23 protein-coding genes are annotated in these 25,560 nt (G+C 40.5%); 14 read left to right on the plus strand and 9 right to left on the minus strand.

Annotation, left to right across the window (positions count from 1 at the left end; translation table 11 throughout):
* Nucleotides 1-114: 114 nt before the first annotated feature.
* Genes epmB through ACNS8M_RS09025 form a run of 3 tightly spaced genes read left to right on the plus strand, consistent with a single transcriptional unit; the run spans nt 115 to nt 4,999 of the window.
* Nucleotides 115-1,131, plus strand: a complete 1,017-nt coding sequence (gene epmB, locus ACNS8M_RS09015; protein WP_168461567.1) for an EF-P beta-lysylation protein EpmB — start codon at nt 115-117, stop codon at nt 1,129-1,131.
* A 14-nt stretch (nt 1,132-1,145) separates the two neighbouring features.
* Nucleotides 1,146-2,891 (plus strand): GTPase, encoded by a 1,746-nt coding sequence (locus ACNS8M_RS09020; RefSeq protein ID WP_419224755.1) that lies wholly within the window; start codon nt 1,146-1,148, stop codon nt 2,889-2,891.
* A complete protein-coding gene (locus ACNS8M_RS09025) occupies nt 2,873-4,999 on the plus strand; it encodes an EAL domain-containing protein (protein ID WP_419224756.1) in 2,127 nt (708 codons plus the stop codon). The genes ACNS8M_RS09020 and ACNS8M_RS09025 overlap by 19 nt, the downstream gene beginning before the upstream one ends.
* 167 nt (nt 5,000-5,166) lie before the next feature.
* Here ACNS8M_RS09025 and rpmE read toward each other — a convergent pair whose 3' ends face one another.
* The 4 genes from rpmE to ACNS8M_RS09045 all read right to left on the minus strand — a co-directional run bounded on the left by rpmE (nt 5,167) and on the right by ACNS8M_RS09045 (nt 9,392).
* Nucleotides 5,167-5,391, minus strand: coding sequence for a 50S ribosomal protein L31 (gene rpmE / locus ACNS8M_RS09030; RefSeq protein ID WP_004971624.1), 225 nt, complete (start codon nt 5,389-5,391; stop codon nt 5,167-5,169).
* A 195-nt stretch (nt 5,392-5,586) separates the two neighbouring features.
* Entirely contained in the window at nt 5,587-6,585 is a 999-nt protein-coding gene (locus ACNS8M_RS09035; RefSeq protein WP_168542164.1) for a bile acid:sodium symporter family protein, read from the minus strand.
* A 205-nt stretch (nt 6,586-6,790) separates the two neighbouring features.
* Nucleotides 6,791-7,192, minus strand: coding sequence for a lactoylglutathione lyase (gloA, locus tag ACNS8M_RS09040; RefSeq protein WP_168418196.1), 402 nt, complete (start codon nt 7,190-7,192; stop codon nt 6,791-6,793).
* Nucleotide 7,193: 1 nt separating this feature from the next.
* Complete coding sequence (locus ACNS8M_RS09045; protein ID WP_168525735.1) at nt 7,194-9,392, minus strand: AmpG family muropeptide MFS transporter; 2,199 nt, start codon at nt 9,390-9,392, stop codon at nt 7,194-7,196.
* A 194-nt stretch (nt 9,393-9,586) separates the two neighbouring features.
* Between ACNS8M_RS09045 and ACNS8M_RS09050 the strand changes: the two genes are divergently transcribed.
* Nucleotides 9,587-12,250 (plus strand): Lon protease family protein, encoded by a 2,664-nt coding sequence (locus ACNS8M_RS09050; RefSeq protein WP_419224757.1) that lies wholly within the window; start codon nt 9,587-9,589, stop codon nt 12,248-12,250.
* Nucleotides 12,251-12,359: 109 nt separating this feature from the next.
* Here ACNS8M_RS09050 and grxD read toward each other — a convergent pair whose 3' ends face one another.
* A complete protein-coding gene (grxD, locus tag ACNS8M_RS09055) occupies nt 12,360-12,701 on the minus strand; it encodes a Grx4 family monothiol glutaredoxin (protein WP_019837647.1) in 342 nt (113 codons plus the stop codon).
* A gap of 161 nt (nt 12,702-12,862) precedes the next feature.
* Here grxD and ACNS8M_RS09060 point away from each other — a divergent pair, with 161 nt between their 5' ends.
* The gene (locus tag ACNS8M_RS09060; RefSeq protein WP_168418193.1) at nt 12,863-14,074 is read left to right on the plus strand and encodes an aspartate aminotransferase family protein; all 1,212 of its coding nucleotides are present in this window, start codon (nt 12,863-12,865) and stop codon (nt 14,072-14,074) included.
* Nucleotides 14,075-14,173: 99 nt separating this feature from the next.
* On the opposite strand, the gene ACNS8M_RS09065 is transcribed toward ACNS8M_RS09060, so the two are convergent.
* The 3 genes from ACNS8M_RS09065 to surE form a co-directional block, all read right to left on the minus strand.
* On the minus strand, nt 14,174-15,103 hold the full coding sequence (locus ACNS8M_RS09065; RefSeq protein ID WP_419224758.1) for a LysR family transcriptional regulator: 930 nt from the start codon (nt 15,101-15,103) through the stop codon (nt 14,174-14,176).
* Nucleotides 15,104-15,197: 94 nt separating this feature from the next.
* A complete protein-coding gene (locus tag ACNS8M_RS09070; RefSeq protein ID WP_168418191.1) occupies nt 15,198-16,022 on the minus strand; it encodes a peptidoglycan DD-metalloendopeptidase family protein in 825 nt (274 codons plus the stop codon).
* 111 nt (nt 16,023-16,133) lie between these two features.
* A complete protein-coding gene (gene surE, locus ACNS8M_RS09075; RefSeq protein ID WP_419224759.1) occupies nt 16,134-16,907 on the minus strand; it encodes a 5'/3'-nucleotidase SurE in 774 nt (257 codons plus the stop codon).
* A 207-nt stretch (nt 16,908-17,114) separates the two neighbouring features.
* Between surE and ACNS8M_RS09080 the strand changes: the two genes are divergently transcribed.
* The 9 genes from ACNS8M_RS09080 (at nt 17,115) to ACNS8M_RS09120 (ending at nt 24,750) form a co-directional block, all read left to right on the plus strand.
* A complete protein-coding gene (locus ACNS8M_RS09080; protein WP_419224760.1) occupies nt 17,115-17,486 on the plus strand; it encodes an MCR_0457 family protein in 372 nt (123 codons plus the stop codon).
* A 268-nt stretch (nt 17,487-17,754) separates the two neighbouring features.
* Entirely contained in the window at nt 17,755-18,159 is a 405-nt protein-coding gene (locus tag ACNS8M_RS09085) for an MCR_0457 family protein (RefSeq protein WP_168418188.1), read from the plus strand.
* 116 nt (nt 18,160-18,275) lie between these two features.
* Nucleotides 18,276-19,424 carry a D-alanyl-D-alanine carboxypeptidase PBP5/6 gene (dacC, locus tag ACNS8M_RS09090; protein WP_168460053.1) on the plus strand — a complete coding sequence of 383 codons (1,149 nt, stop codon included), beginning with the start codon at nt 18,276-18,278 and terminating at the stop codon, nt 19,422-19,424.
* A gap of 104 nt (nt 19,425-19,528) precedes the next feature.
* Nucleotides 19,529-20,059, plus strand: coding sequence for a gamma carbonic anhydrase family protein (locus tag ACNS8M_RS09095; RefSeq protein ID WP_194558785.1), 531 nt, complete (start codon nt 19,529-19,531; stop codon nt 20,057-20,059).
* 162 nt (nt 20,060-20,221) lie between these two features.
* Nucleotides 20,222-20,707, plus strand: a complete 486-nt coding sequence (locus tag ACNS8M_RS09100; RefSeq protein ID WP_419224761.1) for an NUDIX hydrolase — start codon at nt 20,222-20,224, stop codon at nt 20,705-20,707.
* A gap of 4 nt (nt 20,708-20,711) precedes the next feature.
* Nucleotides 20,712-21,845, plus strand: a complete 1,134-nt coding sequence (gene mnmA, locus ACNS8M_RS09105) for a tRNA 2-thiouridine(34) synthase MnmA (RefSeq protein WP_168542152.1) — start codon at nt 20,712-20,714, stop codon at nt 21,843-21,845.
* Between the two features lie 12 nt (nt 21,846-21,857).
* Nucleotides 21,858-22,589: a high frequency lysogenization protein HflD gene (hflD, locus tag ACNS8M_RS09110; RefSeq protein WP_168418184.1), complete on the plus strand. Its 732-nt coding sequence runs from the start codon at nt 21,858-21,860 to the stop codon at nt 22,587-22,589.
* A gap of 55 nt (nt 22,590-22,644) precedes the next feature.
* Entirely contained in the window at nt 22,645-24,033 is a 1,389-nt protein-coding gene (purB, locus tag ACNS8M_RS09115; protein ID WP_168525723.1) for an adenylosuccinate lyase, read from the plus strand.
* Nucleotides 24,034-24,123: 90 nt separating this feature from the next.
* Nucleotides 24,124-24,750, plus strand: a complete 627-nt coding sequence (locus ACNS8M_RS09120) for a DUF2238 domain-containing protein (RefSeq protein WP_419224762.1) — start codon at nt 24,124-24,126, stop codon at nt 24,748-24,750.
* Between the two features lie 29 nt (nt 24,751-24,779).
* Here the strand turns inward: ACNS8M_RS09120 and ACNS8M_RS09125 are convergent, their stop codons facing one another.
* Nucleotides 24,780-25,406 (minus strand): cytochrome b/b6 domain-containing protein, encoded by a 627-nt coding sequence (locus tag ACNS8M_RS09125; protein WP_168525719.1) that lies wholly within the window; start codon nt 25,404-25,406, stop codon nt 24,780-24,782.
* Nucleotides 25,407-25,560 lie beyond the last annotated feature (154 nt).

Below are 25,560 nucleotides of genomic sequence, written 5' to 3' on the forward strand. Positions count from 1 at the left end.
TTAAATCTTAAAGATTTATTTTACGCAGTAATTTAACCCTTAAATTTAGAAAACGACTCTCCTATTTCTGAGTATTTTCTGTTCCGCTTTTTTCTTATATTTAAATTTTTTGGCATGATCAATTACCTGTACCAAGAGCAAAACTGGCAATCTCAACTCAGTGACTTGATCACCGACCCACACGAATTGTTAAATATTTTGGAGCTGTCTGAACAGCAATTACTTTCTGGCGCACTCTTGGCATCTGAGCAGTTTAAATTGCGTGTACCACGCGCTTTTGTACAAAAAATACAAAAAGGCAATCCGCTCGACCCTTTGCTACTTCAGGTTTTACCACATCATTTAGAGCTTGAAGATCATCCTGGCTTTGTGACCGATCCTTTAGGTGAAGAACAAGCTAATCAACAACCTGGGGTATTACACAAATACAAATCCCGCTTTTTACTGACCCTGACGGGTGCCTGTGCAGTACATTGTCGATATTGTTTCCGCAGACACTTTCCCTATCAGGAAAATCTGCCAAAAACTGAAGATTGGGACAACATTAAAGCCTATATCGAAAGTCAACCTGACATTAACGAAGTGATTTTAAGTGGTGGCGATCCTCTCACTCTATCTAACCGTAAATTACAAATCTGGATTGAGCGTTTATCATCTGTTCAACAAATAAAATTTTTGAGAATTCATTCACGAGTTCCGATCGTAATCCCCAACCGTGTCGATGAAACGCTGATTTCCTTACTAAAAAACAGTAGGCTGCGTATTATTCTGGTGGTACACTCGAACCACGCATCAGAATTAGATGACTTTACTTGTGCAAATCTTGCTAAGTTAGTTGAGCAAAACATCACCGTTCTGAATCAAGCAGTATTATTAAATGGGGTCAATAATACTGCTCAGGTCTTGGTTGATTTAAGCTATCGTCTATTTGATGCGGGGGTGATGCCTTACTATTTACATGTGTTAGATAAAGTAAAAGGAGCACATCATTTTGATCTAATGTCATCTGACATTGATCATATTTATAAAGAGCTTTTAGCGAACTTGCCAGGCTATCTCGTTCCTAAACTCGTTAGGGAAATTGCGGGCGAAAAAAACAAGACACCGCTTTTTGGGGTTTCAACTTATTGAGTTAAATAACAACCATGAACATGAATACTTCAGATCTTTTTCAGGTTCCCAGCGAACTAAAGCTGGAGCAATTGAGTTTTTGTCAAAATACGGTTAAAAGCATTCAGGCGTGGGCAGCAGACCTATCCATTTTACAATTGGGGGATTCTTCTCAGGCCCTGTTCAATGCCCTTTTAGAAATTTCTGAACTGAAATGTCAGGAAACTTTACGTTTTGATTTAATTCAAGCTATTCATCCGACACTTGAAAATGTGCTGACTAGCTTGGAAAAACACTTTTTCAATCAAGCTTTGATTAGCAGTGATCGTAATGATCATATTATTGAATTGGCCTTGTTATTACGTAGCCATTTTTCCAAAGTGTATATTGATATTGCGCGACGCAGCCATCAACAACTCACTCAGCAAAAATTTTCATTATTCGCCTTTAACTTAAAGAAAAACTTACAAACAGCTCGGATTTTAGCAACCTACTATGCACTGCAACAATTGGCTTTGCTACGCTACCAACAACACATGTTGTATAGCCCCTCATTGCCTAATCAATGGGTTATTGCACATCAACTTTTAGATACTGCAATTCAACAACATTATTATTTAAATAATATTAATCAATTACAAGGTACACAGCACCAACTTGTAAGTATTGCTCAGGCCTATGCCCAACTGATTTTGTTGGAAATTTTTAATACACATCAAATTCGTCCGGCAGAAATTCAAGGCTTGTATTTATGCAGTTTTGATTGGGCCAAATTGGTTCAGATTTTACCCAAAGAAACCACGCTTTCGCGTTATGTGGTAGATTCAAGCAAAGATCATCCGCCAATATATAACAGCCACCAAAACAATGGTTTTAACGCTGATATTTATATCTCTACCCAAGCCTTACTTGATCATTTAAATGAAAATCAGGGACGCAAAGGTGAACATTTTTCACGCAATGAGAGGTTATTCCTCACTCCTGCCTTGCATTTCCATCTGCACAATATTTTGACCAATACTGCAGAGCGTGTGCATGAGCGTTATGAATATTCTGCACAGATTAAAATTTGTTTTGGTTTAACCGTTGCACATTTTTATTTGTCTAATGGTAAGAATTTTAACGAAACACTGGTATTGGGTGATAACTACCAATTCCAAAATGAAAGCCATTTTGTCAATGCTATGCACACCAATTCATCGGTAGACATTAGCTCAATCAAAACTTTAGATCGTGAAACCAAACAAATTTACAATGCCGATGTTTTGGACATTAGCGTGAATGGTTACCGAATCAAATGGACTGGCGAAACACCAAAAAATTTAAAAACAGGCGAATTCATTTTAGTTCAAGAAAATAATCAGAGTCCATGGCGTGGCGGTGTAATTCGTTGGATTAAACAATCTGCCGAAAAAAGTTTAGAACTTGGCTTGGAAATTTTAACCCAAGAGCTATTCCCTTGTGCTGTTTTTGTAAAAACCGATCGACACACAGGACATTACCATCCAGCATTACTGGTACAAAGTACAGATGCTGAAGATGTCAGCACCAGCCTAGTTTTGCCAGGTATTCAACTATTGCGCGATAAACAAACCGTACAATTACGCTTAGGGGAAGAAGAACTCAAAGTTTTCTTAATCAAACCTCTCCTGATTACCCAAAGTTTTATGCGCTTTGATTTTGAGTTGTTGAATGACCAACGACAGCCTGTCTTAGATAGTTTTATTCAAAAGCAAGTGAATGAAGTTAAAAATAACGATTTATGGGAAGCATTAAAGTGAGAAATCCACTCTTGTCTAAAAAGTTAAAACGTACTGAAACGCGTTTGCTCATAATCGATGACAACCAGATACGTTTTAACCAAATTTGTGAACAACTCACTGCCAATGAGCACCGTGTTCAGGCTATTCTTTTAGATGACATTAAAAATTTTGAAAAACAGCTACATTTGACTTGGGATTTAGTCATTTTCGGTCGTGCTTATGACCTTAAAGTTGATCAGGCACTGACTTTAATTCGTGCTTCTCAACAACCTAATCTGCCCCTTTTGCTGCTCAGACCAGATGACTATGATACTACGCAATATACAAGCTATATTCGTAAAGGCATTTATGACATCGTCAATCTAGATTTTCCAGAACGCTTCTATTTTGGTTTAATTCGCGCCTTATCTTTTAGCCGCTTACAGCAGTCACAAGAACAACTGATGACTGAGCTTGAAAATGCACAGATTCAGGCACAGGCTTTGGTGGAAGACAGCAACAAAGCTGTTGCGATTATTCAAGAAGGTATTCACGTACAAGCCAATGCAGAATATTTACAACTGTTTGGTTTAAAAACTGAAGATGACATTATCGGCTTACCCCTACTCGATCTGTTACAGCCTGAAGATGTAACCGACTTTAAATTCCGTTTTAAGAAAGTCAGTCAAGGGCAGTTTGACCATGGTCGTTTTGACATTCACAGTCAAAATCCATTATTGGCCAAGCAAAATCCACTTAAAGTAGAGTTTATTGCCGCAACAGATGACGATGCTTTGCAAATTACCATAGACAATGAAACCTCTACGGCAAATGTTGCATCGTCTGCGGCATCTACAAGTGAAAAGCCTGCAGCAAAGCAAAGTACCTATCAATTGGTCAATCGCACCTTGGCAAAACAACCCTCCATTGCAAATGCTTTGGTCGTGTTCTCTTTGGCCAATTGTCCTGAAGCTATTTTCCAAGCAGATTGGCTGACCACAAAAAACTACTTTGCCAATATTCAGACCTTCTTAAAAGAACAAACCAATGTGCCATTATTTACAGTGGGTAATGGTTTGGTTGTCGGGTTATTCCAAGCTGAATCTACTGCAATTTTAGAGTCTAAACTGATTGGCCTGAATTCACTGACCAAGCCGCAATTACTCACGGTAGATCAGCACACCTATCCTTTAAATTTACGAATTGGCTATATCTTGCTAAATCAAGATATTCGAGATGAAACTAATTTTGAACAGCTAATTAGTCAAGGGTTCGCCAATGCTTTACCAAACCCACAAGATCAAAATAATTCAGGTTTAGCATTAGACTTGTCATTTGGTGAATCTAATTTAAATGCGATTGAATCTGCTGTAGTTCCACAGTCATTTAATGAACCTGCGATTATTACTGCATTACGTCAAAGTTTGGATCGTGGTGAAATCCACCTGAAATATCAGCAATTGTATGATAAGCAAGATACCAACCTTTACACTTATGAAGTGACCAGTGGCTTTATTTTTAATAGTGAATGGAAAAGCTTAGCAGGACTGATTGAGTTGGCAGAAGATCCTGAGCTTTCGATTAAGCTAGATCGCTGGATTTTGGTAGAGGCATGTAAACAATTACATAACTTTATTACTCAATATCCTGAAGCCAAACTGATTGTCAATTTAAACAAACACGTGTTATTGCAAGACCGCAGTTTCCCTGAGTTTGTGTCTAAACTGATCACCATTGTTGGTAGTCGCCTCAGCCATCCACTGATTTTACAATTCTCAGAAGAAGATATTAGTCAAAACTTAGGCGATGCACAAAAGCAAATCGGTTTATTACGTCAACACGGTGCAGAAATTTCACTACGAGATTTTGGTCATTCAATTTACAGTGAATCAATCTTAAAACAAGTTGATATTCACTACTTGACCCTGCACAGCGCCCTGATTGAAAAACTGGCAGATGATCAATCTACGCAGGAATTGCAAGAACAACTCAGTGTATATAGCGAAATTAAGCCAATTGAAATTTTGCTACGTGACTTAAATGATATGAACCTGTTTGCCAATGCATGGAATGTTGATGCCCGCTTTATTCAGGGTGATTACTTCCAGAAAAAACTGGATCATTTAATTGATGTACAAGACCAATAAGGTCTTGTACATTGCATTTAGCGCTTAGCGCAAAGAACAATTTTTATGAATAAGACTGTTTTAGCAGTCTTATTTTTTGTCCTGAATTTCTTTATTTTTGAATGATTTTAGCTCTAAATTTTAGGCACAAAAAACGGGCAAATTGCCCGTTTTTTTCGTACTGGATATTAACGTTTGATAGAACGTGACATACCAGCAAAACGTTGTTTGAACTTGTCGATACGACCACCAGTGTCAACGTTCTTTTGCTTACCAGTATAGAACGGGTGGCATGCAGAACATACGTCAAGATAAAGAGTTTCTTTACCAACAGCTGAACGAGTTTCGATTACGTTACCACAAGAGCAAGTAGCAACTAATTTTTCATATTTTGGGTGAATATCGGCGCGCATCGTCGATTACTCCTAAGATTCAAGAAGGCTTATGCTGTCATCGCAATTGGTCACTCTCATAAAACATGAGGAACGTGCTAAAAAGCAGACCAACACCATAACAGACCATTCTTTTGGCCCACCGAGACGGATACCGTCAGAGCTAAGCACAACAAGTTGGGCATTATTATACGGAATAAAATAGCTGAAAGCTAATTATTCTTTGGGATTTAATGTTGACTGCTCTGCCAAATCTGCCCGCTTCTCAAGCGCGTTGGCTATCACACCGCAAACCATGAGCTGAATTTGATGGAAAATCATGATGGGTAAAACAATCATACCCAATGGCTGCCCAATAAATAAAATTTGCGCCATCGGCACACCGCTGGCCAAAGTTTTTTTGGAACTACAAAAAAATGCTGCGATTTGATCTTCACGTGCAAAACCCATCCACTGAGGTACAACCCATGCCAGCCACATCACAATAGTCAATAAAACTGAACACGCCACAATTAACAGCAGCAAGGTCATACCACTCACCTGATGCCATAAACCCGCCACGACTGCCCCACTAAATGCCCCATAAACCACCATCAAAATTGAACCCTGATCAAACACCTTGACCAACTTTGGTAATTTCAACATATAAGGATAAACATAAGGACGCAGCAACTGCCCCAATATAAATGGTACCAACAGCAATAAAGTAATTTGAATAATTGAATGGGTCGGGTCAAAACCATGTTCCGACTGCCCCAAAATAAACACGCCTACTAAAATGGGGGTGATAAACATCCCAATCAAATTGGAAAATGAAGCACTGCATACAGCACTGGCAACATTGCCTTTCGCCACTGAAGTAAATGCAATGGAAGACTGTACTGTAGAAGGCAAAAAGCACATAAACAAAAAGCCCCAATACAACTCTTGTCCGAGCATTGGCACTAAAACAGGTTTGGCAAGTAATCCTAGAATGGGAAACAGCGCAAAGGTAAATGTAAATACCAAAGCATGTAACTGCCAATGCATAAAGCCCTGAATCACCGCTTCACGTGATAATTTTGCTCCGTGCAAAAAGAATAAGATAGCAATAGCGACTGTTGTAATCACAGCAAAAACATCGGCTTCCTGCCCAGAAACAGGCAGCACACTGGCTAAGATAACCATTACAAATAAGAGTATAGTAAAGCGATCCAGTGCCAATAACTTCAACATTGCAGCATCCTAATTTTTGTTTTTAAAGGGTTCATTGATATGAATAAGCCCAGCGACTTATTTACCTTTCGATAAACTTATCTTACTGGGCGATATTCAAAAAGCGAGTATTTATAGAATATGTTCAATATTTTTTAACTGAATACTGAACAACATTCAGTTAATTGCATAATTAAGGCCGAGTTGTTGCTTTTCGCATTAGCACTTAGTTATTACGTGCATTTTGATCTTGCTGAATCAGCTCAACTTTATAACCATCTGGGTCTTCAACAAACGCAATTACAGTCACACCGCCTTTCATTGGCCCTGCTTCACGTACGACATTGCCACCACGTGCTTTAATCTCTTCACAGGCTTTATAAGCATCTTCTACCGCAATTGCGATATGACCATAAGCATTGCCTAAATCATAGCTTTGAGTATCCCAGTTATGAGTCAGCTCCAAAACTGTGTGATTTTCTTCATCGCCATAACCTACGAAGGCCAAGGTAAAACGCCCTTCTTCATAATCACGCTTACGAAGCAAGGTCATGCCCAAAACTTCTGTATAAAATTTTAACGATTGCTCTAAATTACCTACACGTAACATGGTATGCAGCATGCGCATATTATTCATCCTTCTGTTGAATCGTGTCCGAAGATGTTGCTTGATGATCACGTAATAACTTTGCCACCCACACCACTAAAATCAAAATTGGAATTCCTATTAAGGTGGTCATGAGGAAAAAGTTTGGATAACCAATATTGGTCACTATAGTACCCGAATAACCGCCTAAAATCTTAGGGGTTAGGGTCATGAGTGAGCTAAAAATCGCATATTGCACTGCCGTAAAAGACACACTGGTTAAACTGGATAAAAAGGCAATAAACGCTGCGCCGGCTAAACCTGAAGCTAAGTTATCAACAATAATGGCAAAATATAACCATAATGAGCTATACGGTTTGATCACTTTACCCTGAATTTCCACCATCTCGGTTGATGCTGTATTGACCACAGGCAAAGGCTGAATATCGACATCCAAGGTCGTGTCTGCAGCCTGCGTTGAATCAACTTTATAGCTTTGGCTGTGTTGCTGTAGCACCTGTTGCTGATCCATCAACACCACAGTCAATTGCTTTGCTGCAGAATCTGCCAAAAGCTGCCCTGTAATCGCTGCAGTAAACATACCTTGAGCATCGAGTTTGGCATCAAAGTTTTGTCCATCTAGCTGTAGCACAATTTTTTGCTGCTCGGTTAGAGCAGGCCCCACATATTGCCCACGTACCACAATGCTATTGGCCTTTTCTGCTACGGAAATTGTGTTATCTGAAGTTAGTGGTAAAAGCTGTAATTGCGCAGTTTCGGTAGCTGTCTGCTGTAAATAAGGCATCGACACTAAACGTGATGGTGTATCGCCAGTTTGATAATGTGCACGTACCTGAATTTCATGTTGGGTGGCCAACACCTGACTTGGTACAGCAACTTTCCAATAACCCACTTCATCGGCCTGAGTCTGATATTGTTGCTGCCCCACTGAAACTTGCACATCACTAAGCGCTTGCCCTGACTTCACTAGACCAATAAAAATTAGGTTGGTTGAAGAAGCCAATACTGCACCAACAAACATCAGTTTCATAATGTTCATGCGCTGTGCCAGTAAGCCCCCCAAGAAGCCGCCCAGCAGACTGAAAATCACCCCATACACTTTAACAGCTTCGGCAATTTGCTCTTTGCTAAAGTTCAGGTCTTGATAGAACACATTGGAAATTACCCCAGCGATGATGTCTGAAACCCGATAAAAACCAATCAACAACAATAAAACTAGGGCCAGTTTGACGCCATAGCGCTTAAAGAAGTCCGCAACAGGATGTACCCATGTTTCAAAGGCCATCTGTTTATTCACAGCACCACATTTGACTAAAATAGTGCCCATCAATACTGCCGCAGCGCCTGAAGCAATAAAGCGCAATGCTTCCAAACAGAATAACAAAAATGCGTCTTTCAGCTGAAATTGTTGTTTTAAGGCTTCAGTTAAATTGCCAGAAAAGACATAACACAACACAAAACTGAATACGGCGACAAAAAACACCATCACCAAACGGAAATAGTCACGACGTTGATAATGTTTATTGACCCTATTTACCTGTGGTTCACGAATGATCAAGGTGGTGACAATACCAATCAACATCACCGCAGCCATGGCCAAATAAGTCACTTTCCATGCACTGTAAATATAGTTGCCTTTAGCTGTGCCTAACGATGCAGCCAAAAACAAAGCCCCCGCACCCGCAACAATCATCCCGATGCGGTAACCTGCGTTATAGGTCGAAGCCAACACGGTTTGCATTTGGGTTTCTGCCAACTCAATACGATAGGCATCAATGACAATATCCTGCGTGGCGGCAGAAAATCCGAGTAATACTGCGCCAAATGCCATTTGGTATAAATGTGCCTGCCCCAATGCAGGGTCGGAAAATGCCATGACTGCAATTGCACAGATAATCAAACATTGTGCAATGAGCAACCATGCCCGACGACGCCCTAATTTTTTGGTTAAATACGGAACGGGTAATTCATCAATTAATGGTGCCCAAACAAATTTAAAGGAATAACCCAAGGCGGCCCAACTAAAGAAAGTCACTGCACTTTTATCAATTCCTGCCTCGCCCAACCACAACGACAGACTGGAAAAAATCAGTAAAATTGGAATACCTGCGGAGAAACCTAAAAACAGCATAATCAGCGCACGGCGGTCTAAAAATGCTGTAAATGCAGCTTTCCATCCTGTATTTTGTGCTGAAGTTTGCCCAGTACTTTGTGTGGTCATGCGATTATTATTTTCTGTTAAGTCAAATTGTTGTTATTCAATCGTGGAATAGCTTCTGTTTCAACAGTATTTATGAAATTATCCACAAGTGCCTTGTCATTTTGTAGTAAAAATGGCGGCTTAGCTTGAATTTTCTCATTAAACCTGTATACCTTTAACCCTCTAACTGCAATATTTCGTTTTGGATTTCTACAGTGACCCAAAGACTTGATCAAATCAATACATCGATAACAGCCAATACAACAACAGCAACGCAAGACGCACAACAACCGCTTCTCAGCTCTGCCTTTGAACAAAGCGAAATTCAAACAACCCTAGAGACGACTCAATTAAAAGCATCACAACTGACGCATATCCCCAATTACGACAACATTCCAGCGTCAACCCGACGCATTAAACCACTGAATAATTTTTTAGGACAAGATCGGGCACGTGCTTCAGTCGAGGCAGGTATTTCCCTGCCATATTCTGGCTATAATATTTTTGCTGTAGGCACAGCAGGATTAGGCAAGCGCACGATGGTCAAGCGTTTGTTGCAGCAACATGCCAAAAGTATGCCTACCCCAAATGACTGGGTTTATGTCAATAATTTCAAGCATCCACGTCAGCCACTGGCCTTGCAATTGCCTGCAGGTCAAGCACCTAAATTTCAAAGTTTGTTGCATCAGACTTGGCAAACCATTTTAAAACAGCTCGAGCGCCGCTTTACAGCCGAAACCTACCACAACCGTATTGAAATGATTCGTCAGCAAGCGGGCGATGAGCAGCAACAAGCCTTAATTGAACTGACCAGTGAAGGTGAAGAACTCGATTTAAAACTGATTGCGCAGGAAGATGAACATTGCTTCGTACCTGTACATCTTAAAAATGACAAAATGCAAGAAATGTCTAAGGAAGATATTAATGCTTTAGACAGCAAAACCCGTGCAGAAATTGCCTCTAATATTCGTTATATGAATAAAAAACTAGAGCGTTTGGGCTTGCATTTAGGTGATCTAGAAGATGATGCACGCGACAAAGTACAGGAATTAAACCGCGATATTGCCAAACAAGTGGTGATGCCGCGCATTGATATTATTCAAAACAAATACCCGAATGTAGAAGGCTTGACCGAGTATTTACAGTACTATGCTGAAGACATCGTAAATAATGTCGAGTTTGTTTTAGAACAGGAAGAGGATGATTTTCGTCCGGGTACCTTTAGCCGTATTCCTGCGCGCTATCAAGCGAATATTATTGTGACTCACAAACCCAACAGTGGCGTACCTGTTATTTTTGAAGATTTTCCCACCCATTACAATTTATTAGGGCATGTGGAACAACTCACGCAAAATGGCACCATTACCACAGACTTTACTTTAATTCGTGCAGGAAGCTTACACAAAGCTAACGGCGGTTTTCTGATGCTCGAAGCAGAGCAATTACTCGAGCAGCCTTATGCATGGCAAGGACTAAAACGTGCTTTAAAATCAGGGCAATTAAAACTGTCTTCTTTAGAGCACATGCTGACTTTAACAGGCAGCATTTCCATTGAACCACAAGCCATTCCACTGAATATTAAAGTTATTTTACTGGCAGAGCCTGAAATTTATTATGAAATTTTAGAGCTAGAACCTGAACTAGGCAGTGTCTTTAAAATCCGTGCCGACTTTACTGATACATTACAACGTAATGACGAAAACGAGCAGGCTTATATGCAACTGATTGCCGATTATGTGCAATCTGACAAATTATTGCCATTTGATCGTTCTGCTTTAGCGGCATTGCTGACTGACTCAAGCCGTCAGGCAGAAGACCAAAGCTCTTTGTCATTACATGCCCTCACCTTAGGGGATTTAATTCGTGAGTCACATCACCATGCGGCTCAAGCGGGTGATAAAACTGTTTCCGAACAGCATATCAATACAGCGCTCGATCATCGCAAATACCGCTTAGGCTATTTGCGTGAACTCTATTGGCAGGACTTATCGCGTGGTACGCAGTTAATCGAAACACGTGGGCACCGCTTAGGGCAAATTAATGCCTTGTCGGTGATTCACTATGCCGATGTCGAATTTGGCTTACCTTCTCGCTTAACTGCTTCGGTCTACCAAGGAGGCGGCGATATTTTAGATATTGAACGCAGTGTAGAGCTTGGTGGTTCATTACATGCCAAAGGCGTGTTGTTGATGGCCAGTTTCTTAAAAGCGCATTTTGGCCGTGAACAAATCTTGCACTTTTCTGCAGCCCTCGCCTTTGAACAAAGCTATGGTCAGGTCGATGGTGACAGTGCGACTGTGGCAGAACTCTCGGCTTTGATTTCAGCGATTAGCCAATTGCCAATTGATCAGTCTTGGGCAATTACAGGCTCCATGAACCAATTGGGTCAGGTACAACCGATTGGTGGCGTGAATGCAAAAATTGAAGGCTTCTTTGATGCCTGTAAGCTACAAGGTTTAACGGGTAAGCAAGGCGTGATTATCCCACGCCAGAACATGCAGCATTTAATGCTACGCAAAGATGTTATTGAAGCCGTCGCACAAGGTCAGTTCCACATTCACGCCATTGATACCATTGACCAAGCCCTAGAAATTTTAATGGCACGTCCTGTAGGCAAACTCAACAAAAAGGGACGTTATAGCAAAGGCTCAATTTATGCTGCAGTCATGGAGCAGCTTGAATATTGGCAAGCCATTGAAGATGGCGCGGAAATTGAAGAAGAGCCGAAGAAAAAGAAAAAAACCAAGAAAGAAAAGGATAAAAAAGACAAAGAGAAAAAGGACAAGAAAAAGCCAAAAGCGGCGGTAGAAACAGGTGAGCAAGCTGAAGAATTAGCTGAAACTACTGAGCTTGTAGCGGCAAGTCCTACGGTTGAGTAATGTGCTTATCCCTTAAAACTATCAGCAATAAAAAAAGCGCTTCGGCGCTTTTTTTATATTAACTTTTGCGTTTTTAACACTCAGGCATAAATGCCTTCAATTTAGTCGCTTAAGCTTCAGGTGCTGGACTGTATTGCTCAACTAAAGGCTTTAACTCACCTTTTTGGAACATGTCCAACATAATATCGCTACCACCAATCAACTCGCCGTTAATCCACAATTGTGGGAAAGTTGGCCAGTTGGCAATTTTTGGTAAAGTCGTACGAATATCCTGATTTTCTAAAATATTCACATAAGCAAAAGGACGACCAATTTGACTGAGTGCTTCTACTGCGCGCGCAGAAAAACCACATTGTGGAAATTGTGGTGTGCCTTTCATATAAAGAAGAACAGCATGTTTAGCAATTTGTTCACGAATTAATGCTTCGGTATCGCGTACTTGTTCAGTCATTGGTAAATCCTCAACTCATCTGTGTGGCATTATACCCAAAACCGAGCAAAACAGTACGTCTAAAGCAATAAATCCAACTTTATTTACAATTAGGCTTTTCATCTGTGGCAGATTTTGCTTATATAAGTTTTTTCCTCCAACCTAACAGATAAGAGTTAGTCATGAATAACATTACCCTTGCTCCTGTGCAAACTGATCAACCATCACACTTGATGCCTGTATTTGGCCGTCAGCCGATCAGCTTTGTTCGCGGTCGAGGTTCTTATCTTTATACTGAAGATGGCACAGAATATTTAGATGCCCTCACTGGTATTGCTGTATGTGGTTTAGGTCACGCGCATCCTGCTATTACAGAAGCTATTGCAGATCAGGCCGCAACTTTAATTCACACCAGTAACTTATTTGAAGTGCCTTGGCAAACTGCTGCTGCACAAAAATTGGCGCAAGTTGCTGGCATGGAAGAAGTGTTCTTTTCAAACAGTGGTGCAGAGTCTAACGAAGGTGCAATTAAAATTGCACGTAAATTCGGTCACATGCAAGGCGTTGCCAATCCTAAAATTATTGTTGCAGATCACTCTTTCCACGGTCGTACTTTGGCTACCCTGTCTGCAACTGGCAATAAAAAAGTTCAGGAAGGTTTTGCACCTTTGGTGGAAGGCTTTATTCGCGTACCTTTTGGTGATGTTGAAGCCATTGAAGAAGCTGCAATTCAGCATCCAGACATTGTGGCAATTTTGGTTGAACCGATTCAAGGCGAAGGTGGTGTTAATACAGCAACACAAGGCTTTAGCTACCTAGAAGACATCCGCCGTATTTGTAATCAGCACAATTGGTTGATGATGCTTGATGAAGTACAAACAGGTAATGGTCGCACAGGTAAATTCTTTGCCTACCAGCACACCAATATTGTGCCTGATGTATTGACTACAGCGAAAGGTTTGGGCAATGGCTTCCCAATTGGTGCAGTCATGACTCAAGGTCGTGGTGTGGGCGTTCTTACTGCTGGTAATCATGGCTCAACCTACAGTGGTACTGCGCTTGGTTCACGCGTGGTTTACACTGTTATTGACACCATTCAGAAAGAAAACTTGGTAGAAAATGCTGCACAAATGGGTGGCTATATTGTGACGCAATTGCGTCAACAACTTGCAGATCAAAATGTAACTGTGCGTGGCTTTGGTTTGATGATTGGTATTGAATTACCAAAACCATGTGCAGAATTGGTAGATATTGCCCGTGATGAGTACAAAATGATTATTAACGTCACTGCAGGTTCTGTGGTGCGTTTATTGCCAACATTAAATATTACTCAAGCTCAGGCAGATCAATTAATTGAGCGCTTGGTCAGCATGATTAAAAAATTCTTGGCATAAATTCTATGCCCTACCGAAAAAGCCGCAGTTGAAACTGCGGCTTTTTATTTATTATTTATAATTGTGTGAAACTCAAAATACTTAACCGTCATTGCCCCATCAAGATGCTTCTTGATACACACGCCCACCAGGTAATTGAGAAAAATACTGTTTTAATGCCTCTAGGCAACGATGTATTTTCATTGGAAGTTGCTCATGTTTAGAAATAATCGCATACAAGGTAAATGCAGGTAATTTCCACTCAGGCAAAACTTCAACCAAACCACCGTTCAATAATTCTTTTTGAATATCTAAATGTAAAATACGGGCTATACCATGCCCCTGCATACATAACGATTTAGACACCAAAACATTATTGGTCGATAACCGTGATCCCATTTCAATACTGACATTTTCATCACGGGTCACGTGCTGAAAACTTAAATGCTGAAAATTCTTCATAATCGTTAATGGAATTAGATCATGATTTTTTAAATCTTCTGGGCGTGAAATTGGTGCGGTCTGATTTAAATAACTTGGAGATGCCACTAAAACCTGATCTACATGTGCAATTGGAATCACATGCAAGTTTTGATCTTCAATTTTTGGGCTCATACGCAAGGCAATATCAATACGGTTATCAATTAAATCGATGTATTGATTGTCTGTTTCTAGATGGATAGATAAACCACGATGGGCCGACATCCAATGTGAAAGTGCAGGAATCACATGATTCGCGCCTAACTCAGGAGTGGTGGCAATTCGTAAATCACCGACCAGATCATCTCTTAATTCATTAATGCGGATTTTTCCGCGCTCAGCAGCAGCTAGCATTTCTTGACAGCTGTGGAAAAAAGCTTGTCCTGCTTCAGTCAAACTCAGTTTTCTAGTAGAACGATGCAGAAGTGTGACTTCCATTTCTTGTTCTAATGAACGGATTTGTTGACTGACGGCACTTGTGGTGATCCCTAGATCACGCGCTGCACCGCTAAACGATCTTTTTTCAACAACACAAGCAAATACACCCATTGCTCGAAGTTGATCTAACATAAATTCCCTCTGAAATTATACAGGTGCTCTTATCTTTCGATAAAAGCAACCTATTGTATTATACGGTGAAATTTATGTTTTGTATTTGCAAAATTTAATTTATTGGTAAAACATTAGTCGGATTGATTGGCTTACCATCTAGGCGTACCTGAAACTCCAACATGGTACGTGTAGCACCCGAAGAGCCCATTTCTGCAATTTTTTGACCCGCTGTTACATTTTGACCACTATTCACGTTCATTTTACTGTTATGTGCATAAGCCGTGATATAACCATCAATATGCTTGATTAAAATTAAATTGCCATATTCTTTCAAGCCATCGGCTGCATACACCACTTGACCATCGGCAGCGGCATAAATTGGATCGCCTACATTGCCACCATAACGTGTACCCTTAACATTACTTGCTAAATTAAAATGCTCAATTACCGCACCTTGCGATGGTTTCACCCAACGCAGGCTACTACTGCGTACAGGAGTTGTTGGTGACGATGAGCTCGTGGTCGTTGTTGTAGACGAAATCACAGGTGCAGGAGTTGGCGTAGTTGGTAAAGTTACAGTCTGACGCTGAATTGGTGCAGCCTGCGTTACAGGGCGTGTGGTTGTGGTACGTGGTGCATTACCGCTTTTCAGGCGAATAGACTGCCCTACATAAATACGATACGGCGGTGCAATATCATTCATTTCTGCAATGCTGAGGTAGCTCAATCCATAACGTGCCGCAATACCACTTAAAGTATCACCCGAACGTACGGTATAAAAATTCGGTGCCGTTGCATAACGTGCAGAATTATTTACTTGAGGTTTAGAAGCACAGCCACTTAACAATACGGTAGAAACAACAGCAGTGGATAACACAAGGGTTTTCAACACAGCGGTTGGTGTGGCAAATAAACGATATTGAAACACCACGGGCATTCTCTTCCTCTCTACAAATTCTATATATGTTCCATTTCGCTAAGAGTAGCAAAAAAGTCCTTGAAATGAGGCTTAACAGCCACTTTTTCACAAAGTTATAACATTACTTTGTCAATTTTTTGGCAATTGACTGTGCAAGCTTTGTAAAACCTCATAATTGGTCGCATCCATTTGAATTGGTGTGACGCTAACATAGCCATTCGCCACAGCAAAAAAATCTGACTCGATCTCGGATAAACCTTTTTTCGGTGCAGCAACCGCTTCCCCCGACAAACCAATCCAATATACCTGACGTCCACGTGGATCGACCTGACTGGTAATAGGCTTGGACTGGGTTCGTTGCCCTTGGTAAGTGATTTTTGTGCCTTGCAGTACTGGTACATCTGGAATATTCACATTAAAAATATGGCGGGCTGGCAAACTTGGTAAACCTTGAGCAATAAAATCATGCACCCATTGTGCGGCCTGCATATAATCTTGCGGATGCTGATAAGAACGCACATTGTGCCCTGCCAGTGATACGGCAATGGCTGGTTGTTTCATCAAGCGACCTTCAAATGCAGCACCAACAGTACCTGAATACAGCACATCGTCACCAAGATTTGCACCACTATTAATACCACTGACCACCAGATCAAATTCATAATCGAATAATCCATTCATGGATAAATACACACAATCTGCAGGTGTACCATTGACAGCCCAAACGTCTTCAGCAATTTGCACAGGTCTTAAAGGACGATCCAAAGTTAGTGCGCTTGAAAAACCACTACGTTCACTTTCAGGGGCTACAATGACAACACGACCCAGCGGCTTTAAGGCTTGCGCTAATGCTTGAATACCAGGTGCAAATACGCCATCATCATTGGCTATTAGAATATTCACAAAAAAATCTCAGATAAAACAACAATAAAGAATCAAATAAATTGGGAAATCCCTACATCAAATTAAGCTCAAAATCACATTGCCCATGCTTCAGCAGATTCGGCACACAACACAAACTAAAATGACTGGTCAGCACATTTCATTGAAATATACACAAGATTATATATATTTAGCGACTAACATCCATCCAAAATATATGTGACTCTCATGATTTTAGCTTTGCCATTTCGTCGTTTACTGGGTTTAGGTTTTGCTGCTGTAATGACTCAAGCTGTTGTTGCCAGTGATCTAACTGCTGAAGAAGCCAATACCATTATTAAGGAAGATGTTGCTGCAGCACAAGTCATGACTGAAATGTGCCCTGCGCTGATTGGCAAAAATGCAAAATTAGACAGTAACATTCAAGCGTTGATTCAAACCTATTTACAAGATTATTCTGATAGCAGCACGACACTTGCAAAATTACAGGCCGATACAGAATATCAATCAGTTTTAACCGAAGCACGTCAAGCCGCTAAAGATACCAGTGCCGATGAACAAAAAGCAGTATGTCTAGAAGCTTTGGAATTAGCACTTTAAATCAAGTGATTTAAATCACCATTGAATCTTTTTCTAATAAGGCAGACTTTGAACGTTTGCCTTATTTTTATACTGCGCACATATAACTTACAACACATCCAGACTTTCCAGATCTCAAAGCCAAGCTCCACCTTTTCTACACGATTGATGTTTGAATCACACAGCTTTAATACATTTTCACTCTTTCAATTACAAAATAAATGTTTAATCTTATAAACACTTAAATGAATCACTTGATTCAGCTCAAACCATATTTAAGGTAATTTATATGCAATTTTCTGCTTCATTTTCTGGCTTTAAAAAATCACGTACAGTTCAAGTTTTGGGTGCAATTGCACTGAGTTTAGGTTTAAGCCAAGCAGCAATGGCACAAGAAGAAAATATTGAAGTCACGCCATTACAACAGGTGACTCAGCAAGAATTAGCGGCTATTTATGTATTATCTGAAGTTTGCCCTGCATTGGTAACAGATAAAGCTAAGTTTAATCAGGGTTATGCGCAGCTTGCACAAGAATATATGCCAAAAGAAAAAGACGCAGTTACAGCATTAAATAAACTCAGCAAGCAAAAAAGCTTTCAACCTATTTTAAAAGAAGCACGTGCAGATGCCAAAGCGGCTGGAACAGCCAAAAACAAAGCAATTTGCCAAGAATTGACAGCATATAGCCGATAATACAATTTGGTTACAATACTTTTATCAATAAGCCGATATCTCCCATAGAAGTCGGCTGAGCTTTGCCCTAAAATGCTAGCTCTTTGTGCATACATCAAGTATTGGAACCCCTTAGAATGACCCGAAAAAGCGCCCTTGCTGCATTATTACTATTACCAAGCTTTTCTTATGCAGCAACTGTCTTAGCCACACCACCAGAACTCAATAACAAATCATACGTTTTGATGGATTATGAGACGGGACAAATTTTAGCTTCAAAAAATGAAAACGAAAAACTCGCCCCTGCCTCTATGACTAAAATGATGACCAGTTTCATCATTGAACAAAAGTTATTAAAGGGTGAACTCACGGAAGATGAACAAGTCCGCATGAATGAATCTGCATGGTGTCGTGGTAGCAGTACAGAATCATGTATGTACGTTCCTTTAAATGGCACAGCCACTGTACTTGAAATGCTACGCGGTATTATTGTGCAATCAGGCAATGATGCCTCTAAAGCCATGGCTGAGCACATTGCAGGCAACGAAGGCACTTTCGTTCACATGATGAATGAAGAAGCCAAGCGTATTGGCATGAGCAACACCCAGTTTATGAACTCTACAGGTATGCCTGCAGAAGGTCACTTATCTACCGCAAAAGATATGGCGACTTTGGCACAGCACATCATCCACGACAGTTCAAAGTATTATCCAATCTATTCTGAAAAAGAATTTTCTTTTAATGGAATTAAACAAGGCAACCGTAATGCCCTGTTGTATACAGACCCAAGTGTAGATGGTTTAAAAACAGGCCACACCAATGAAGCAGGTTATTGTTTAACTACATCGTCTAAACGTGGTCCAATGCGTTTAATTTCGGTGATTTTTGGTGCACCAACCATGCAAGCACGTGCAACACAAACACGTGAATTATTGGCTTGGGGTTATGCAAATTACGAAACTGTACGTGTTCAACCTGCCAACCAAGTCTTGGCAAAAGCCAAAGTTTGGTACGGTAAAAGTAAAGAAGCTCAAATTGGTTTACCAGAAAACTTTAACGTGACCATGCCTAAAGGCAAAGCCAACCAAATCAAAACACAATTGGTGGTTCAGCCTAAATTGACTGCTCCTTTGAAAAAAGGTCAAGTCATTGGTAAATATGTGGCAACTTTAGACGGTAAAGTGATTGCAGAAAAACCATTGGTTGCTTTGCAAGATATTGAACAAGCAGGCTTCTTTGCACGTATGTTAGACCATATCAAACAGTTCTTTAGTAATTTATTCTAAGATTTTCAGCTTAGACTAAAGCGAAGCACACATTGTCCGAATGTGTGCTTTTTTATTTTATACTGTGTTTAATCCTGAATTTATAAGCTATAGATGTGTCAATCATGAAAAAAAATATTCGTGCCTATTTAGACCACACCCCAAAAGTTGACGCAAGTTGTTATGTAGATGAATTATCTATTGTGATAGGTGATGTGCATTTGGCTGCCAATGTATCGGTTTGGCCTTTTGCCGTGATTCGTGGCGATGTTAATCATATTCGGATTGGTCAAAACTCCAATGTGCAAGATCATGCCATGCTGCATGTCAGCCATAAAAAAGCCGACAAACCTGAAGGTTCTCCGCTAATTATTGGCGAAGATGTCACCGTTGGACATGGTGTAACGTTACACGGCTGTACCATTGGTAATCGGGTGTTATTGGGCATCAATACGATTGTTTTAGATGATGTCGTTATTGAAGATGATGTGATGATTGGCGCAGGGTCTTTAGTGCCACCGCGTAAGCGTTTAGAAAGTGGTTATTTGTACGTGGGTAGTCCTGTGCAAAAAGTTCGTCCTTTAACTGACAAGGAAAAAGAGTTTTTACCTTATTCTGCACGGCACTATGTGAAGGTTGCAGGGAATTATCAATAAAATGCCCCTCTACAAACACACTTTCTTGTGGGGGATTTTGCAGGTCTATGCATTGAACTGAAACATCAACCTAGATTTACAGTTTTAAAGAAATCCCCTTTCAACATAGCCACATCCCCCTAAATTTTGTAGAATATGCGTTTTACCCCATGGTGCTTTTCAATGACCGCTTGGACTGCTCACGTTACCGTCGCCACCGTTATCGAAAAAAACGGAAAATTCCTGTTTGTTGAAGAACATACAGAAGGTGTGACGCATAGCGTGTTTAATCAACCTGCAGGGCATGTTGAAGTTAGTGAAAGCTTAATTGAAGCTGCAGTGCGTGAAACCATGGAGGAAACTGGGCATCAGGTCAAAATTAATGCCTTATTGGGTATTTATAGCTATACACCTCCTATGTTTCCTGACCGCACCTATTACCGTTTCTGCTTTTTAGCCGAATCGCTGCAACATGATGCGCAAGCTCAGCTCGATTCAGACATTATCGGTACTGTGTGGATGTCTGCAGACGAACTGGCTGAATCTGCACGTGCCCGTAGTCCACTGGTAATGAAAGCGGTTCAAGATGCGCTCAGTGGTCAGTCTTACCCTTTATCGCTCATTTACGAGCACCAAAATTCTCCCCTAATTTCAAGTTTGGATGCCTAATCCTATGCAACAACGTGTCATCGTCGGTATGTCAGGTGGTGTAGATTCATCTGTTTCTGCTGCACTTCTACTTCAACAAGGTTATCAGGTTGAAGGTCTTTTCATGAAAAACTGGGAAGAAGATGACGGCACCGAATATTGCACCGCAATGGAAGACCTTGCCGATGCGCAAGCAGTGTGCGATAAACTAGGTATTAAGTTGCATACAGCCAACTTTGCTATGGAATATTGGGATCGTGTCTTTGAGCATTTTCTTGCCGAATATGCTGCAGGACGTACACCAAACCCAGATATTCTATGCAATAAAGAAATTAAATTCCGTGCCTTTTTAGATCACGCCATGAATTTGGGTGCAGATTTTATTGCCACAGGTCACTACGCTCGTCGTGGTGAAACGCAGTACAACTCTAAAGGCGAAGCCTACGCCCCACTGTTACGTGGTTTAGATAAAAATAAAGATCAGACTTATTTTTTGCATGCGGTACATGGTCGTGAAATTAACAAAACCTTGTTCCCTGTGGGTGAAATTGAAAAACCACAAGTCCGAAAAATTGCCGAAGAACTAGATTTAGTCACCGCCAAGAAAAAAGACTCAACAGGTATTTGTTTTATTGGTGAACGTCGCTTTAATGATTTTTTAAAACAATATTTACCTGCACAAGCTGGAAAAATTGTTTTAGACAACGGCAAAGAGGTTGGTGAACATCACGGCTTAATGTACTATACGCTCGGTCAACGTGGCGGGATTGGCATTGGCGGCTTAAAAGGTGTTGCCGAAGGTGCGTGGTTTGTGCTGCACAAAGATATTGAAAACAATCGCTTGGTGATTGGTCAAGGCCATGAACATCCACTTATGCAAAGCACCATTTTATGGAGCGAAGCTGTGGATTGGGTTGCTGGTGAACAGGAAATTCCTGCAACGGGTTTCCGTTGTACTTGCCGTACCCGTTACCGTCAGGATGATCAAGATTGCGTGATCTTCAATGATGCTGATTTACCTGGTGGCGTACGTGTCGAGTTTGATGAACCACAGCGTGCCGTAACTCCTGGTCAAAGTGTCGTATTCTACTCGGGCGAAGTGTGTTTAGGCGGCGGTGTCATTCACCATACCAACGCACCAAAACCAGATTTTATTTAAGGATTGTTCCGGATGACAGAGTTACCGTTTCAACAGTCTCCAACTCTGAATGTTCGCCAAAATCGTGCTTTGGCATTAGCGGGTGTGTTCCAAGCCACTCAGCTTACGCACATGACCGCACTAACAGGCAGACAAAGTATTGGCGATAGCGGTAACTTTTATTTTGAGCAATTGATTAAAGCCAGTTTAAACATTCGTCCAAGTCATAACAAAAGCTCACAAACACTGGATTTTTTTAATCACTTGGCCGATATTTCGCTGGGTTTAAAAACGCTAGAAAGCAGCATCAACCAACCCTTCAATACTGCGCCAAAATCGCGTTTACCCAAGTTATCGAATGCCAAATTGCCCATGTCTTATGCTATGGCATTGCTGCAATTGGAAAAGAAAGTCTATAGCAACCCCAAATACGTTGAAATCATTGAACAATCACAGCAAAAAATTTTAAAACAACTCTCATTTTTTGATAATAACTATTTGCATCCCAGTATTATTGCCAATTTAGCGCAAACCTATGTAGACACAGCAGGACAAATTAACCCGCGCATTATGGTACGTGGCAATGCAGAGGCATTTAAAGATTCTGCACATACCAATCGAATTCGTGCTTCGCTTTTTACAGGCTTACAAATGGCACACCTGTGGCGTCAACTTGGTGGCAGCTCATGGGGCATGATATTTAGCAAACGTAAATTATTACGTGATATTCAAGATCTGGCGCGTTTACAGTATCAGGTGGTTTAAACCATGCTGAACACGCTTTTGTTTTAGGTTTAATTCCAAAGTTTAAGGAATCGATATGAACGCTTTAACCGCACTTTCTCCATTAGATGGGCGCTATGCAAGCAAATGTGATGCACTCCGCCCTTTCCTCTCTGAGTTTGGTTTAATCCATGCTCGTGTGACTGTTGAAGTGCGTTGGTTACAAGCGCTTGCCAATCGTCCAGAAATTACTGAAGTACCTGCGTTCAGTGCTGCAACCAATGCGGCATTAGATGCAATTGTTGCAAACTTCTCTGAAGATGATGCCAACCGCATTAAAGAAATTGAACGCACCACCAACCACGACGTAAAAGCGGTTGAATACTTCTTAAAAGAAAAAATTGCCAACATTGATGAGTTGAAAAATGCGGGGGAATTTATTCACTTTGCTTGTACTTCAGAAGACATTAACAACTTGTCACATGCTTTAATGCTTAAAAATGGCCGTGAAGTATTGATTGAAGCTATGCAGCAAATCATTGACTCAATTGTTTCATTGGCAGAAAAACATGCTGATCAACCAATGTTGTCACGTACTCACGGTCAAACTGCAAGCCCAACTACTTTGGGTAAAGAAATGGCGAACGTGGCGTATCGTCTTGCTCGTCAAATCAAACAGTTCAAACAAGTTGAGCTTTTGGGCAAAATCAATGGTGCCGTAGGTAACTACAACGCTCACCTTTCTGCTTACCCAGAAATCAACTGGCCTGCACATTCTCAAGCATTTGTAGAGTCTTTAGGCTTAACATTTAACCCATACACCACACAAATCGAGCCACACGACTACATGGCAGAATTGTTTGATGCATTACGTCGTTTCAACACCATTCTGATCGACTTTAACCGTGACGTTTGGGGTTATATCTCACTTGGCTTCTTCAAGCAAAAACTTAAAGAAGGCGAAGTGGGTTCTTCAACCATGCCACATAAAGTTAACCCAATTGACTTTGAAAACTCTGAAGGTAACTTAGGTATTGCTAACGCAGTCTTGGCGCACTTGGGCGAAAAATTACCAATTTCTCGCTGGCAGCGTGACTTAACCGACTCGACTGTTCTACGTAACATGGGTGTTGGTTTTGCACAAAGCTTGATCGCATTTGAAGCTTGCTCAAAAGGTATTGGCAAACTTGAATTGAACGCTCAACGTATTCTTGAAGATTTAGACAATGCACAAGAGGTATTGGCTGAACCAATTCAAACCGTTATGCGTCGCTATAACATCGAAAAACCATACGAAAAACTAAAAGCCCTGACTCGTGGTCAAGCCATGACACGTGACATGATGGTCGATTTTGTAAATGGTAACGAGTTAGAAGGCGTTCCTGCAGCAGACCGTGCACGTTTAGCGGAAATGACTCCTGCAACTTATATAGGTAATGCTGCTGAACAAGCTAAACAAGTTGCTGATCTTATTTCTAAAATCTAGTTTGTATAGCAATAACCCGAATACAAAAATGCGAAGCTTCGGCTTCGCATTTTTATTAGAATAAAATAAATCTCCCAAATCAAAATCCACATGGAAAATCAATTCCACATTAAACATTACTGCGCTTTAGGCTTGGTCGTACTCGCCATGTTTGCTGCCAGTATTCAACCACTGGAATTTGAGTCATATTTACTGCATCAGGCAGGCACAGTTTTTATGATGGCTGGTTTGCTGATTGCCTTTAAAAAAGTAGGACTGAGCTTTTCCAGTTTTGTGCTGTATTTAATATTTTTACTGATTCACATTATCGGGGCACATTATCTGTATTCTTATGTGCCCTATAATAATTGGATTTTGCACAGCTTTGGCTTTAATTTAGATCAAAGCATGGGCTGGTCACGCAATATGTATGACCGCTTTGTGCATTTGACTTATGGGATTTTGCTCTACCCTGTTTTATTACGTTTGTTTGAAATCTGGTTTCCAAAAAATAAACCGATAGTTTTATATCTTTTGGTCATTCAATTTGTCATGGCAAGCAGTTTGATTTATGAATGGCTGGAATGGCTCATTGCGCTTGGCTTATCACCAGAAGATGCTGAAAATTATAACGGACAGCAAGGGGATATTTGGGATGCACACATGGATATGCTTTTAGCGACAATAGGGGCAATACTCATGGGCTGTTTCTACTTAATCAAGAAACACACCCCATAACAGAATACCCTTGCTGACTAAATCCAAATTTATTGCCAATACCACCACCAAAAACCAGCTAAACTTGCAACTGAAATCATCCAGACCAGCACTGTGAATACTGCGGGTTTACCTGAACCCCAAAACATGGTTTTGGCAAGCCATTTTTTAAACAATACACTGCTTAAAGTTAAACTTGCTAAATGCACCAACACTGCAACTAAGAATAAATTTGCAGCAAATTCATGCACCTCCTTTAAGGTATGACTTTGGGTATAATCGGTGAAAAATCCAGCCAACACAGTTAAAGGCAATGCTAACCAAATCAACAAAATACTAAATTGAAACGCACTGGAACTACCCGACTTTAAAAACTGCAGTGAAAAATACTGCTGTGGCTGTTTCCAATAGCGTTTTATAAATTGTTGGACCATGCCTAAACGTCTTGAAATCCCTGTTGGCTGTCTACTGTTCAACATACTCAACACCTGCCACACTATTCGTAAAGCTAAACTAATTCCCAAAGTGTAACCAAAAGCCATGTGCAACTGATGCCATTCTTCCACATCGCCTGTTAGATATGCTCCTGTAAAGCTCAGTAGCATCACCATATGTAAAAAACGAATCATTAAATCTGTAGATGTTGATTGCTTCGCTGGCACAATATTTGTTTGCATATTCAACATGGCTAGGTGTTTTTTTCTTATTACCAAGATATCGCATCAAGCTGAATTGAAAATTAAGATGCTTAAATCAAAGACCTAAAAACTTTAATTTTTTATAAAATATGAATAAAAAAATTGCGCTCAATGAGCGCAATTTTTAGATCAA

Origin of the sequence: Acinetobacter sp. A2 (assembly GCF_048537555.1) — a bacterium.
Taxonomy (GTDB): Bacteria; Pseudomonadota; Gammaproteobacteria; order Pseudomonadales; family Moraxellaceae; genus Acinetobacter.